Below are 13,100 nucleotides of genomic sequence, written 5' to 3' on the forward strand. Positions count from 1 at the left end.
TCCGCAGACCGCTATAATAGCCTTTTAAACGCAACGGTTTACAGGAGCGGAGCATGTCTCAGCAGCCAGATGCAGCGGAAATGACCGGACCTGGGCAAAAGCTCAGGGTCGTAATAGCCCAGATGGATTTTCTGGTCGGCGATATTCCCGGCAACGCCCAACTGGTGATCGACTCCGTACGCCGTGCGGAAAGTGAGATGAACGCCGATATCGTGATTTTTCCGGAACTTTGCCTCACGGGTTACCCACCGGAAGACCTGCTGCTGAGGCCAAGCATGGACCTGAGAGTCTCGGAGGCGCTGGACACGCTCTGTAAGGCGGATCTCTCGGCGGCCTTCGTGATCGGCGCGCCCATCCGTGAAGGGGGCCTGCTATTCAATTCCGCCGTGCTGATCGAGCAGGGTGAAGTCCGCGCTACCTATTTCAAGCAGTTTCCCCCGAACTATCAGGTTTTTGACGAAAAGCGTTATTTCGCCTCCGGTGATGACACCTGTGTGGTGAATGTCCGCGGCGTACCGGTAGGCCTGACGGTGTGCGAGGACATCTGGCGGGACGGGCCGGTAGAGCGGTCCGCCGAGGCAGGCGCCCGCCTTGTGATCAACATCAACGCCTCTCCCTATGACGGAGGCAAACAGGCAAAGCGCAAGGCCCTGCTGGAGCGCAAGTCCGCGGAAAGCTCGGTCAGCATCGTTTAGGCCAATCTGGTCGGTGGGCAGGACGAACTGGTGTTCGATGGTGGCTCGCTGGTATATGACCATTCCGGTGAGCTGGCCCTTGAGGTCCCCCAGTTCGCGGAAGGGCTTTTTCCCGTTGATTTTACCTGTGACCAGCGTTGCCAGCCCATTTCCCAGTCCCCCGTGCCGGAGCCATCCTATGAGGAGAACGTATACCGGGCGCTGGTGGTGGGCGTTCGCGACTACGTCAACAAGAACGGCTTCAGAACCGTTGTACTCGGGCTTTCAGGCGGCATCGATTCAGCCCTGACCCTGGCGGTGGCCGTGGATGCACTGGGCCCTGACCGGGTGTGGGCCGTCATGATGCCGTTTCGCTACACTGCCGAAATGAGTCTTGAAGATGCCGAGGCTGAGGCTGAGGCACTGGGTGTCCGCTACGATGTCTTCCCCATCGAACCCATGTACGATGCCTTCATGGGGGTCCTGGAAAAACCCTTTGCGGGCAGGGCGGCTGACACCACCGAGGAAAACATGCAGGCCCGGATCCGTGGCGTCATCCTCATGTCGTTGTCCAACAAGTTCGATGCCATGGTGCTTACCACCGGTAACAAGAGCGAAATGGCAGTGGGCTACTCCACGCTCTACGGTGATATGGCCGGAGGCTTTGATGCACTCAAGGACGTACCCAAGACACTGGTTTACCGGCTGGCCAGGTATCGGAACACCCTCTCCGAGGTGATCCCGGAGCGGGTGATCACCCGGCCGCCGTCTGCTGAGCTTGCGCCGGACCAGAAAGACCAGGACAGCCTGCCGGATTACGACATCATGGACCGTATTCTCAATCTCTACGTCGAACGGGACTTCAGTGCGGAGGCTATCATCGCGGAAGGGTTCGAGCGCAGGGACGTGGAGAGGGTGGTCCGGCTGGTGGACAGGAACGAATACAAACGCCGGCAGGCGCCCATCGGCATCCGGATTTCAGAACGGGGCTTTGGCAAGGACCGGCGCTACCCCATAACCAACGGCTGGAAGATAGGACACTAGGAAAGGCAGGAGCCCGGGAAGGGCTCCGCTATCGCCGGGGTTATGATGCTCCTGAGTCAGTCGCGTCCCAGCAGGCCAAACGTTATCGCATTCAGAAGAGACCGGTTCTCCGGGGTCAGGTCACGCCCCTGAAATTCCATTCGGCTGTTGAAGGCTTTGCTCTCCGGATAATTCACGGCAAGTAGCCGGACCGCATCCTTCGCGGCGTCATCCAGTTCAAGCACCCGATAGGTTTCCGCCATAAGGATCAGGGCTTCCTCGGTTGAGGGGGTTGAGGGAAAGTTCTCCACCACATAGCGGGCCCGATTGTTTGCGGCTACATAGGCCTGGCGCCGAATGTAGTAATTGGCGGCATGCAGTTCCAGTTCCGCCAGGCGGTTCCGGATCGCGATCATACGCTGACGGGCGTCGGGGGCGTACTCGCTGTCGGGATAGCGACTCAGCAGTTCTGAAAAATCTCGGAACGCCTGGCGCTGTTCTCCAGGGTCGCGGTCCGTCGGGTCGACCCCCAGGTATCTCGTCGCGAGCCCCACATCAAGGTTGTAGGACGCAAGGCCTCGCATATACAGGGCGTAATCGGCATGTTCACTCTGGGGATGCAGGCGCAGAAAGCGGTCCGCCGCGGTCCGCGCGCCCTCCAGGTCCAGGTTCTGGTAACGGGCATAGATCAGGTCCAGCTGGGCCTGTTCGGCATAGCGGCCGAAAGGGTAGTAGGTTTCCAGCAGGTCCAGGTTACGTTCGGCCACGTTGAAGTTCCCAGAACTCATTGCAGAGCGGGCCTTGTCGTAATAAGCCTCTTCCGGTTGTACTTCCTGCTCATTGGGGGCAGATACGCAAGCTCCCAGAGCCAGGGTGGCGGCCAGCAACAAAAAACGAAAACCTGATCTCATGCGTGAATCCCGTATAATGACAACAGTGCCGGATTGATCAGCTACCATCCGGAAGCGGCCATTGTAACGGCCCAGCCTGCTGTTGTGCAGTGGGTTACCTGACATTCACAGAGGGCGCCCCGAAAAAGCCCGGATATCCGCTGGATTATCCGGACCGGGGTCCCGCAAACCGGCCCGGGGCCTGTATGACCGAAACGAACCGTATCCATGCGTCTTTCGACGTTCCCCACCAGCTGAGCGACCGCCGCCTTGATCAGGCCGTGGCGGAACTGATGCCGGAGCACTCCCGTTCACGCCTCCAGGGCTGGATCAGGGATGGGGTTCTGACTGTCAATGGCAAGAGCCGGAAACCCCGTGACAAGGTCATGATGGGGGACAGGATCGAGCTTGATGCCGAGCCGGAAGCCCAGGTTGAATGGCAGGCCGAGCGCATTGACCTGGATATCGTCTACGAGGATGAACATCTCATTGTCATCAACAAACCCGCCGGGCTGGTGGTCCACCCGGCTGCCGGCCATATGGATGGCACCCTGGTCAACGCCCTGCTGAATCACGCCCCGGAAGTGGAGAACCTGCCCCGGGCAGGCATCGTCCACCGCCTGGACAAGGACACGTCGGGCATCATGGTGGTGGCCCGTAGCCTGATTGCCCATACGTCCCTGGTGGATCAGCTTCAGACACGGGCCATGGGTCGGGAGTATGAAGCCGTGGTCGTGGGAACCCTGACCGGTGGCGCCACGGTTGATGCGCCTATCGGTCGCCATCCCCGGGAGCGCAAGAAGATGGCTGTGGTTCCGACAGGCAAGCCCGCCGTCACCCATTACCGGCTGGTGGAACGGTTTGCCGCCCATACCCACGTCCGCTGCAAACTCGAAAGCGGTCGTACCCATCAGATTCGGGTGCACATGGCCCATGTCCGACACCCCCTGGTGGGTGACCCGCAATACGGCGGCCGCCTGCGCCTGCCCAAGGGCACGACGGAAGAGCTGCGAGAAGTGCTGGCGAACTTCCATCGCCAGGCCCTGCACGCCCGCCAACTGACCCTGGAGCACCCCCAGACGCGGGAAATGATGACCTGGGAGGTGCCCCTGGCGGAGGATTTCGAGGGACTGTTGGAGGCGCTGCGCAAGCACGCCCGGGAACTGGCCGCCAATGAGCGCTGAGCTGCCAGTGCTCCACCCGGACTGGCCCGCGCCAGCGAGCGTTCAGACCCTTTGCACCACTCGCGAAGGCGGCGTAAGCAGCGCACCGTGGGATACGCTTAATCTGGGAACCCATGTCGGCGACAATCACGGCGACGTGCTGGAAAACCGGCGCCGGTTGGCGGTTTGGACCCGTCAGGAGCCGGAGAACTTCGGCTGGCTGCAGCAGGTTCACGGCACCACGGTGGCCGAGCTGCCGGTCGCCGGCGTTCCGTCGGCCGATGGTGCCGTCACTCAAGCAGCGAATACCGTCTGCGCCATACTCACAGCGGACTGTCTCCCGGTGCTGTTCTGTGATCAGGGTGGCCGCCGGGTGGGCGCGGCCCATGCAGGCTGGCGGGGTCTGGCGGACGGAGTGCTTGAGCAGGTGGCTGGCTGGTTTCCCCGGCCCTCGGAGGTGCTGGCCTGGCTGGGTCCGGCCATTGGCCCGGCTCGATTCGAGGTCGGGCCGGAGGTTCGCCGGCGGTTTCTGGAACATTGTGACGAGGCCGATGTATGCTTCACGCCCGCACCCCATAGGCCGGACCACTACCTGGCGGACATCTATGGGCTTGCCCGGTTGCGCCTCACCCGTGCCGGAGTTACGCGGATTTATGGCGGTGACTTCTGCACCATGACAGATGACCAGCGCTTTTTCTCCTATCGTCGTGATGGCGAGACCGGCCGGATGGCCTCCTGTATCTGGTTGACTTCCTGACCTCTTTTTAGGCCCGCCTGACGCCCGTCAATTTTCTGACACTTTTTCCGCCTTCACGCTTGAAGTCCCCTCAATTGCCCCTACATTGATTGACAAAGTAATGCGGATAGCCGCTGCCCTACCTCAGCATCGCGGCGGCATCCGGTAACCGAATCGGGGACAATTGACTATGAGAATCGACAAACTGACCAGCCGGCTGCAGACCGCCCTCGCGGATGCGCAGTCCATAGCGGTCGGCAAGGACCACAACTTTATTGAGCCGGTTCACCTGATGCAGGCGCTGCTGGATCAGGACGCCACCTCCATAAAGCCCTTGCTCAAACAGGCTGGCGCGGAGCCCGGACGGGTTCGCCAGGCAATTTCTCGGGAGATTGAAAACCTGCCGGAAGTCAGGGGTTCGGCCGGGGACGTCTCCATGTCCAACGACATGGGACGCCTGTTCAATATCGCCGACAAACTGGCGCAGAAGCGAAAGGACCAGTTTATTTCCAGCGAACTGATGCTGCTGGCGGCACTGGATGACCGGGGTACCCTGGGCCGTGTCCTGAAAGAGCAGGGAGTGAGCCGGGAAGCCCTGGAAAAGGCCATTGACGAGATCCGAGGCGGTGAATCCGTGAACGAGGCCGGCGCCGAGGAAAATCGCCAGGCCCTGACGAAATACACCATCGACCTGACCGAGCGGGCCGAAGAAGGAAAGCTGGACCCGGTGATCGGCCGTGATGACGAGATCCGGCGTACCATCCAGGTCCTTCAGCGTCGTCGCAAGAATAACCCGGTACTCATCGGTGAGCCGGGCGTGGGGAAGACTGCGATTGTCGAGGGACTGGCCCAGCGCATCGTCAACGGCGAGGTGCCGGATGGCCTGAAAGACAAGAAAGTCCTTTCCCTTGACATGGGTGCGCTCATCGCGGGCGCCAAGTTCCGGGGGGAGTTCGAGGAGCGACTGAAGGCCTTGCTTAACGAATTGTCCAAGCAGGAAGGTCAGATCATTCTGTTTATCGACGAGATTCACACCATGGTGGGTGCCGGTAAGGCCGAAGGCTCCATGGATGCCGGGAATATGCTCAAGCCGGCACTGGCAAGGGGCGAGCTGCACTGCGTGGGCGCCACAACGCTGGACGAATACCGCGAGAATATCGAGAAGGACGCAGCCCTGGAGCGCCGCTTCCAGAAAGTACTCGTCAGTGAACCAAGCGAGGAGGACACCATTGCCATCCTCCGGGGCCTGAAAGAACGCTATGAGGTTCACCACGGTGTCGAGGTAACCGACGGCGCGATCATTGCAGCCGCCAAGCTGTCTCATCGCTATATCGCCGACCGGCAATTGCCGGACAAGGCCATTGACCTTGTGGACGAAGCGGCGAGTCAGATCCGCATGGAGATGGATTCCAAGCCCGAAGCCCTGGACCGCCTCGAACGCCGCCTGATCCAGCTCAAGATCGAGAGGGAGGCCCTCAAGAAGGAAAGCGACGCGGCCTCGAAAAAACGGCTGGAAGAACTTTCCAGTGTGATCTCCGCGGTTGAGCACGAGTACGCTGACCTGGAGGAAGTATGGAACACCGAGAAGGCGGCTCTGCATGGTTCCCAGAAGATCAAGAGCCGGCTCGAGCAGGCCCGCATTGACCTGGAGAACGCCCGGCGCGCGGGGGATCTGGGCAAGATGTCCGAGCTGCAGTATGGCACCATTCCCGAGCTGGAGCGGCAGCTTGATATGGCCAGCCAGGCCGAGATGATGGAAATGAAGCTGCTTCGCAACCGGGTTACCGACGAGGAAATCGCCGAGGTGGTCTCCAAGTGGACCGGTATTCCGGTGTCCAAGATGCTGGAGGGAGAGCGGGACAAGCTGATGCGCATGGAGGAAGCACTCCATGACCGGGTTATCGGCCAGGATGAAGCTGTTGAAGCGGTGGCCAACGCGGTACGTCGCTCAAGGGCCGGTCTCTCCGATCCGAGTCGTCCCAACGGTTCGTTTCTGTTCCTGGGCCCCACCGGTGTTGGCAAGACCGAGCTGTGCAAGTCACTGGCCGCGTTCCTGTTCGACACTGAAGAGGCCATGGTGCGCATCGATATGTCGGAGTTCATGGAAAAGCATTCCGTGGCCCGGCTGATTGGCGCACCCCCCGGATACGTGGGTTATGAGGAGGGCGGTTACCTGACCGAGGCGGTTCGCCGCCGGCCCTACTCGGTACTCTTGCTGGACGAGGTGGAGAAGGCGCATCCGGATGTGTTCAATATCCTGCTGCAGGTCCTGGAGGATGGCCGCCTGACGGATGGTCAGGGTCGCACTGTGGACTTCCGCAACACGGTGATTGTCATGACCTCCAACCTGGGCTCCGATATCATTCAGCAGCGTGCGGGGGAGGACAACTACGAAGCCATGAAGAATGCCGTCATGGAAGTTGTCGGCACTCACTTCCGGCCGGAGTTCATCAACCGGGTGGATGAAGTGGTGGTGTTCCACCCGCTGGCGGAGAGCCAGATTCGTGGTATTGCCAGCATCCAGATCGAAGGGCTCAGCAACCGCCTGAAAGAACAGGACATGAAGCTGGAGCTGGATGATGCCGCCATGGATCTGCTGGCGGAGGTTGGCTACGACCCGGTGTACGGGGCCCGGCCTCTGAAACGGGCGATTCAGCGTATGATCGAGAACCCCCTGGCTCAAAAGCTGCTTCAGGGCGAGTTCGTGTCCGGGGATGTTATTCATGCCACGGTTGAGGATCATCACCTGACATTCACCAAGGGCTGAGCAGGTTCAGCCAAAGCAAAAACGGGAACCCTGAAGTTCCCGTTTTTGTGTCGATGTCTGAAGCAGACCAGTAATCAGTCTTCCGAGGCGGCCGGCCCACAGTTTTCTTCAGCAACCTGCTTGTATTTTTCCTTCTGCTCCTCGATTTCCTCCGGGGTGAGGTAGCGTTGCTCACCATTCTCCTCGACCCGGATCCGGGCGTTACTCCGGATGATCTGAAGGTTGGCTTCCGCAGCCTGGCAATTGGCTTCCCGCTGTTTGCGGCGCGCTTCCTCAACCGCAGACTCGTTTTCACGGCGGGTGCGCTCGGCCTCGTTCTTTTCCATAGCCTCTACCTGGGCCTGGGGCGAAGCCCGCTCCTCGCTGCTGCGGGAGGTTCCGCTTTTAACGCTGACCTTTTCCGCAGAACGGCCGGAAGGCTCGCGGTCCCCATAATGGACAACCCCGTTCTCATCGGTCCAGCGGTAGACGGAAGCCGCCGCGACCAAGGACGGTAGCATCAGGCCAAACAGCACCAGCAAAATCAGGTGTCGGAACATAACTACAGGATCTCCCGAAAGGATAACAACCTGGAAGCATCGGCCGTCACTTTGTCCGGCGCACGGCCGGAATCACAGCAGGCGCTTCCTGAATCAGGGTTAATCATGCCATGAGTGGAAAAGGTTTTCCTGTACTGGTGGCAAATCTGTGAACAAGGACGAAAATCGTGTCACAGGCCCACTTCGTACCTTTGTCAGGCCGCTTTCTATTGACAGATTCTCTCCCGCTGTCAGAATTACGGATTGCCTGAAAACAGGGGTCAATACGGCAGGCAATCCCGAGCAGTAACCCCCGTTAAATACCACACTGTGCTTCCTGTGCCTTGGGCGCAGGCGGTTGCTAATTGCATCAGCTTCTCGCTCTTTACGATAGCAACCCGATGACTGGCCCCGTTCCGGAACCCTCAGGAGCCGGGCTGTCCAGGAGACAACCTCTGTCAGAAATAGTGTGGCGGAACGCCCATGCCGGCCTTCAAAAGAGGCGGAGGCTCCGGGCATCCAGGCAATTCGGGAAGGTTCCCGTAACATTCACTCGTTTGTAGAGGGTAAATCTCGTGGAGTTATTGTCTGGTGCCGATATGCTCATCCGCTCCCTGCAGGATGAGGGTATAGAGTACATTTATGGATACCCTGGTGGGGCGGCGCTTCATATCTATGATGCGCTGTTCAGGCAGGACAGTGTCAAGCACATTCTCGTGCGGCATGAACAGGCTGCGGTCCACATGGCGGATGGTTACGCCAGGGCCTCGGGAAAGCCGGGTACAGTGCTGGTAACCTCAGGCCCCGGTGCAACCAATACCATTACCGGTATTGCCACCGCCTTCATGGACTCGATTCCCATGGTGGTCCTCTGTGGCCAGGTGGCATCCACCCTGATTGGCGAGGACGCCTTCCAGGAAACCGACATGATCGGGGTTTCCCGCCCGGTGGTTAAGCATAACCTGTCTGTTCGTCATCCGGAGGAGATTCCGGAGATCATCAAGAAGGCCTACTACATAGCGTCCACCGGTCGCCCCGGACCGGTCGTGGTGGATATCCCCAAGGATATGACCACGCCCAACGAACGCTATGAATACGTCTATCCGAAAAAGATCAAACTCCGGTCCTACAATCCGGCGGTTCGGGGCCATACCGGCCAGATCCGCAAGGCGGTAGACATGCTGCTGGCGGCCAAGCGTCCGATGATCTACGCCGGTGGTGGCGTCATTCTCGGCAAGGCCAGTGATCAGATGACCGAGTTCACCCGCCTCCTCGGCTATCCCATTACCAACACCCTGATGGGCATCGGCTGCTATCCCGCGTCGGACAAGCAGCATCTGGGCTGGCTGGGCATGCACGGGACCTATGAGTCCAACATGGCCATGCACCATGCAGACCTGATCCTTTGTGTCGGTGCGCGCTTCGACGACCGGGTGACCAACGCCACCGAGAAGTTCTGTCCGGGTGCGCGGATCATTCACATCGATATTGACCCGGCTTCGATTTCCAAGACCGTTGAGGCGGATGTGCCAATCGTTGGTCCAGTGGACGCCGTTCTTCGTGAGATGATCGGCCTGATAAAGGAGTCCAGCGAGAAGCCGGATGCCGACGCCCTCAAGGCCTGGTGGAAACAGATTGACGACTGGCGTGCGTTCCATGGAATGCGCTATGAAACCAGCCCTGACGTTATCAAGCCCCAGGAAGTTGTCGAAATGCTGCACCGGCTGACCAACGGTGACGCCTTTGTAACCACCGATGTTGGTCAGCATCAGATGTTCGCGGCCCAGTACTACAAGTTCGACAGGCCCAACCGCTGGATCAATTCCGGCGGTCTGGGCACCATGGGCTTTGGTTTGCCGGCAGCCATGGGTGTGAAGCTCAACTACCCGGAGGACGAGGTGCTGTGCATCACCGGTGAAGGCAGTATCCAGATGAACATCCAGGAGCTCTCCACCTGCAGCCAGTACAACCTGCCGGTGAAAATCATAAACCTGAACAACCAGGCCCTGGGCATGGTGAAGCAGTGGCAGGACATGAACTACGAGTCCCGTCATTCCCAGTCCTACATGGAGTCCCTGCCGGACTTCATCAAGCTGGCGGAGGCATACGGTCATGTGGGCATCCGTATCGATCGCAAGGAAGACCTGGAGCCCAAGCTGAAAGAGGCCCTGGCCATGAAAGACAGGCTGGTTTTCCTGGATATTCATGTTGATCGTTTCGAGCACGTCTATCCGATGCAGGTGGCCCGTGGCGCCATGAAAGACATGTGGCTCAGCAAGACGGAGAGGGTCTGATCATGCGTCGAATCATTTCTGTTCTGCTTGAGAACGAGCCCGGCGCCCTGTCCCGGGTGGTAGGGCTGTTTTCCCAGCGGAACTACAATATCGAGACCCTAACCGTGGCGCCGACAGAGGACGAGACCCTGTCCCGTTTGACGGTCACCACCACCGGCTCCGACAAGGTCATTGAACAGATCACCAAGCAGCTCAACAAGCTGATCGAGGTGGTCAAGCTGGTGGACCTGACGGAAGGCTCTCACATCGAGCGGGAACTGATGCTGGTCAAGCTCAAGGCAACCGGCGCCCAACGGGCCGAGATCAAGCGCACCGTCGATATCTTTCGGGGTCAGATCGTGGATGTGACCAGCACCGTCTATACCGTCCAGCTGGCGGGTAACAGCGACAAGCTTGATGCCTTCATACAGGCGGTGGGTACCGCCGGTGTGCTGGAGGTGGTTCGCTCCGGTGTCTCGGGTATTGCCCGCGGCGAGAAGGTTCTCAGCCTTTAAAACTGTTCGTTTTTCCATTTAGGGCCCCTGCGGGGGCCAAACCATGACAGAGGTTTTTTTATGCAGGTCTATTACGATAAGGATTGTGATCTTTCCATCATCCAGGGCAAGAAAGTTGCCATTCTTGGTTTCGGCTCCCAGGGCCATGCCCATGCGTGCAACCTGAAGGAATCCGGTGTTGACGTGACCGTGGGTCTGCGTCCGGGCTCGTCCTCCATCCCCAAGGCAGAGGCCTATGGCCTCAAGACCAGTGACGTGCCTTCCGCCGTTGCCGGCGCCGACGTGGTGATGGTGCTGACTCCGGACGAGTTCCAGGCCCAGCTTTACCAGGCCGAGATCGAGCCCAACCTCAAGCAGGGTGCCACACTCGCCTTTGCCCATGGCTTCGCGATCCACTACAACCAGATCGTGCCCCGGAAAGACCTCGACGTCATCATGGTTGCACCAAAGGCCCCCGGTCACACCGTGCGCACCGAGTTCACCCGAGGCGGTGGTATTCCCGATCTGATCGCCATCTTCCAGGACGCATCCGGCAATGCCAAGAACCTGGCCCTGTCCTATGCCAGCGGCATTGGTGGCGGTCGTACCGGAATCATCGAGACCTCCTTCAAGGATGAGACCGAGACGGACCTGTTTGGTGAGCAGGCGGTTCTGTGCGGTGGCACCGTTGAGCTGGTGAAGGCCGGTTTCGAAACCCTGGTGGAAGCGGGTTATGCTCCCGAAATGGCCTATTTCGAGTGTCTGCACGAGCTCAAGCTCATCGTCGACCTGATGTATGAGGGCGGTATCGCCAACATGAACTACTCCATCTCCAATAATGCGGAGTACGGGGAGTATGTGACCGGCCCCGAGATCATCAACGACCAGTCGCGGGAGGCCATGCGTAACGCCCTCAAGCGTATCCAGAGTGGCGAATACGCAAAGATGTTCATCTCCGAGGGGAGCCTGAACTATCCGTCCATGACGGCCCGCCGTCGCCAGAACGCCGCCCACCAGATCGAAACCGTGGGTGAACAGTTGCGCTCGATGATGCCGTGGATCACTGCCAACAAGATCGTGGACAAGGACAAGAACTGATCCCGTCAGGGAACGGTTTACAGGAAACGCGGCTCCTCGGGGTCGCGTTTTTTTATGCTCGTTTCAAGGATATCTTTTTTTGCCTCCCCCTCGTTTTTAGCAGATCGCTCCCGGGGGTTATACTTACCCAACATTCTGACTGGAACTCGATTTCATGGCTGATCAGAAGCAATCTCCAAAAACAGAGCAGACCGAAGAGCCGACCCTCCCGGGCGAGGTGGTAGAAGAGGAAGAGATAGAGGGGGCCCGAGTACGACGGCGTGGTATCTACCTTCTACCCAATTCCCTCACAACCGCGTCGCTGTTCTCCGGCTTTTACGCCATTGTGGCTGCCGCCAATGGCATGTTCGACAATGCGGCCATTGCCATCTTCGTATCCATGATTCTTGATGGTCTCGATGGTCGGGTCGCCCGGATGACAAACACCCAGAGTAAGTTTGGCGAGGAATATGACAGTCTCGCCGATATGGTCGCGTTTGGCGTGGCCCCGGGGCTGGTTGCATTCTTCTGGTCCCTGAACAGCCTTGACCAGGTGGGCTGGGCGATTACGTTTATCTACCTTGCCGGTGCGGCGCTGCGGCTGGCCCGTTTCAATACCCAGATCGGTTCCGTGGACAAGAAGTACTTTGTCGGCTTGCCGAGTCCGTCGGCCGCCGCGGTGGTGGCCGGACTGGTCTGGTGTTTTCATGAGTATGAGCCGGCCACCTGGCTGACGCTGATGACGATCATTGTGGTCGGCGGGGCCGGCGTCCTCATGGTCTCCAATATTCTCTACAACAGCTTCAAGGACTTCGACATGAGGGGGCGCGTCCCTTTTGCCACGATCCTGGTCGTCGTTCTGATGTTCGTGGTGGTTGCCCTGGATCCTGCTACGGTCCTCTTCGTGGCATTCCTGTTGTACGTCCTCTCCGGGCCGGTGAGGGCTCTTTTTCGTCGTGGCCGGAAGGCTTCGGCTGAGTCGTCTGGCAGCTGAGGCCAGATAGTGCGGGATTGGGGAAGCCAGGGATCGGCCCGCGCACTGGCTTCCTCGAGGACTCTCGTCAGAATTCGGGCAGATAACACACAGTTTGTTGATTGTTTGAGCGACCGCATAGCTGCAAACCGAAATACCCGAAAAAAGTGAGGCGAGGTCGTTGACAGGAACCCGGAACGCTGTAGAATGCGCCCCACTTCGACAGGGAACGCCGGTGACGGCGGGAACGGGAGTCGGGGTAAGCGGTTGTGATTATTGAGTTTTTCGGGTTTGAGCTTCGGGAGAAGCGGAAAGAAAAAGTCAAAAATAACCGTTGACAAGGTAGCGATCTGATGTAGAATACGCGGCCTTGATTGAGCTTCTGCTCAAACGCTCTTTAACAAGTTGACCAAGTAATTCGTGTGGGCGCTGGCCGAGACTATCTGGCGACAGATAATCGAGGCAAGCGACTCGTCGAGAATGAGTTTTTGTCTTGAGCAAGATTAGAGATC

The 13,100-nt window shown here is 59.0% G+C and carries 10 protein-coding genes and 1 pseudogene; 8 read left to right on the forward strand and 3 right to left on the reverse strand.

The genetic code is table 11. From position 1 onward, the window contains the following. Positions 1 to 53 precede the first annotated feature (53 nt). A pseudogene (locus BM346_RS17685) lies at positions 54 to 1,718 on the forward strand (NAD+ synthase). 56 nt (positions 1,719 to 1,774) lie between these two features. On the opposite strand, the gene BM346_RS17690 reads toward BM346_RS17685, so the two are convergent. Then, positions 1,775 to 2,608, reverse strand: coding sequence for an outer membrane protein assembly factor BamD (locus BM346_RS17690; protein WP_092016497.1), 834 nt, complete (start codon positions 2,606 to 2,608; stop codon positions 1,775 to 1,777). A gap of 185 nt (positions 2,609 to 2,793) precedes the next feature. On the opposite strand from BM346_RS17690, the gene rluD reads away from it, so the two are divergent. From rluD to clpB, 3 genes are all read left to right on the forward strand, one after another. Continuing rightward, the gene (gene rluD, locus BM346_RS17695; RefSeq protein ID WP_092016500.1) at positions 2,794 to 3,771 is read left to right on the forward strand and encodes a 23S rRNA pseudouridine(1911/1915/1917) synthase RluD; all 978 of its coding nucleotides are present in this window, start codon (positions 2,794 to 2,796) and stop codon (positions 3,769 to 3,771) included. Further along, positions 3,761 to 4,507, forward strand: coding sequence for a peptidoglycan editing factor PgeF (gene pgeF, locus BM346_RS17700; protein WP_092016503.1), 747 nt, complete (start codon positions 3,761 to 3,763; stop codon positions 4,505 to 4,507). The genes rluD and pgeF overlap by 11 nt, the downstream gene beginning before the upstream one ends. 169 nt (positions 4,508 to 4,676) lie before the next feature. Beyond that, positions 4,677 to 7,253, forward strand: coding sequence for an ATP-dependent chaperone ClpB (clpB, locus tag BM346_RS17705; protein ID WP_092016506.1), 2,577 nt, complete (start codon positions 4,677 to 4,679; stop codon positions 7,251 to 7,253). Between the two features lie 74 nt (positions 7,254 to 7,327). Here the strand turns inward: clpB and BM346_RS17710 are convergent, their stop codons facing one another. Next, entirely contained in the window at positions 7,328 to 7,792 is a 465-nt protein-coding gene (locus BM346_RS17710) for a DUF4124 domain-containing protein (protein ID WP_092016509.1), read from the reverse strand. 554 nt (positions 7,793 to 8,346) lie between these two features. On the opposite strand from BM346_RS17710, the gene BM346_RS17715 reads away from it, so the two are divergent. The 4 genes from BM346_RS17715 to pssA all read left to right on the forward strand — a co-directional run bounded on the left by BM346_RS17715 (position 8,347) and on the right by pssA (position 12,609). Beyond that, positions 8,347 to 10,065: an acetolactate synthase 3 large subunit gene (locus tag BM346_RS17715; RefSeq protein WP_092016512.1), complete on the forward strand. Its 1,719-nt coding sequence runs from the start codon at positions 8,347 to 8,349 to the stop codon at positions 10,063 to 10,065. A gap of 2 nt (positions 10,066 to 10,067) precedes the next feature. After that, positions 10,068 to 10,559, forward strand: a complete 492-nt coding sequence (gene ilvN, locus BM346_RS17720) for an acetolactate synthase small subunit (protein WP_092016516.1) — start codon at positions 10,068 to 10,070, stop codon at positions 10,557 to 10,559. A gap of 60 nt (positions 10,560 to 10,619) precedes the next feature. After that, positions 10,620 to 11,636 carry a ketol-acid reductoisomerase gene (gene ilvC, locus BM346_RS17725; RefSeq protein ID WP_092016519.1) on the forward strand — a complete coding sequence of 339 codons (1,017 nt, stop codon included), beginning with the start codon at positions 10,620 to 10,622 and terminating at the stop codon, positions 11,634 to 11,636. Between the two features lie 154 nt (positions 11,637 to 11,790). Then, complete coding sequence (gene pssA / locus BM346_RS17730) at positions 11,791 to 12,609, forward strand: CDP-diacylglycerol--serine O-phosphatidyltransferase (protein WP_092016522.1); 819 nt, start codon at positions 11,791 to 11,793, stop codon at positions 12,607 to 12,609. Between the two features lie 300 nt (positions 12,610 to 12,909). On the opposite strand, the gene BM346_RS18155 is transcribed toward pssA, so the two are convergent. Then, a partial coding sequence (locus BM346_RS18155; protein ID WP_217648228.1) for a hypothetical protein occupies positions 12,910 to 13,100 on the reverse strand: 191 nt, incomplete at its 5' end.

It is taken from the genome of Marinobacter daqiaonensis, from assembly GCF_900115285.1.
Classification (GTDB): Bacteria; Pseudomonadota; Gammaproteobacteria; order Pseudomonadales; family Oleiphilaceae; genus Marinobacter; species Marinobacter daqiaonensis.

Bases quoted from the DNA above. Each gene is read 5' to 3' on its own strand.
- pgeF (WP_092016503.1), top strand. From the start codon at position 3,761: ATGAGCGCTGAGCTGCCAGTGCTCCACCCGGACTGGCCCGCGCCAGCG.
- BM346_RS17690 (WP_092016497.1), bottom strand. From the start codon at position 2,608: ATGAGATCAGGTTTTCGTTTTTTGTTGCTGGCCGCCACCCTGGCTCTG.
- pssA (WP_092016522.1), top strand. From the start codon at position 11,791: ATGGCTGATCAGAAGCAATCTCCAAAAACAGAGCAGACCGAAGAGCCG.
- ilvC (WP_092016519.1), top strand. From the start codon at position 10,620: ATGCAGGTCTATTACGATAAGGATTGTGATCTTTCCATCATCCAGGGC.
- rluD (WP_092016500.1), top strand. From the start codon at position 2,794: ATGACCGAAACGAACCGTATCCATGCGTCTTTCGACGTTCCCCACCAG.
- clpB (WP_092016506.1), top strand. From the start codon at position 4,677: ATGAGAATCGACAAACTGACCAGCCGGCTGCAGACCGCCCTCGCGGAT.
- BM346_RS17710 (WP_092016509.1), bottom strand. From the start codon at position 7,792: ATGTTCCGACACCTGATTTTGCTGGTGCTGTTTGGCCTGATGCTACCG.
- ilvN (WP_092016516.1), top strand. From the start codon at position 10,068: ATGCGTCGAATCATTTCTGTTCTGCTTGAGAACGAGCCCGGCGCCCTG.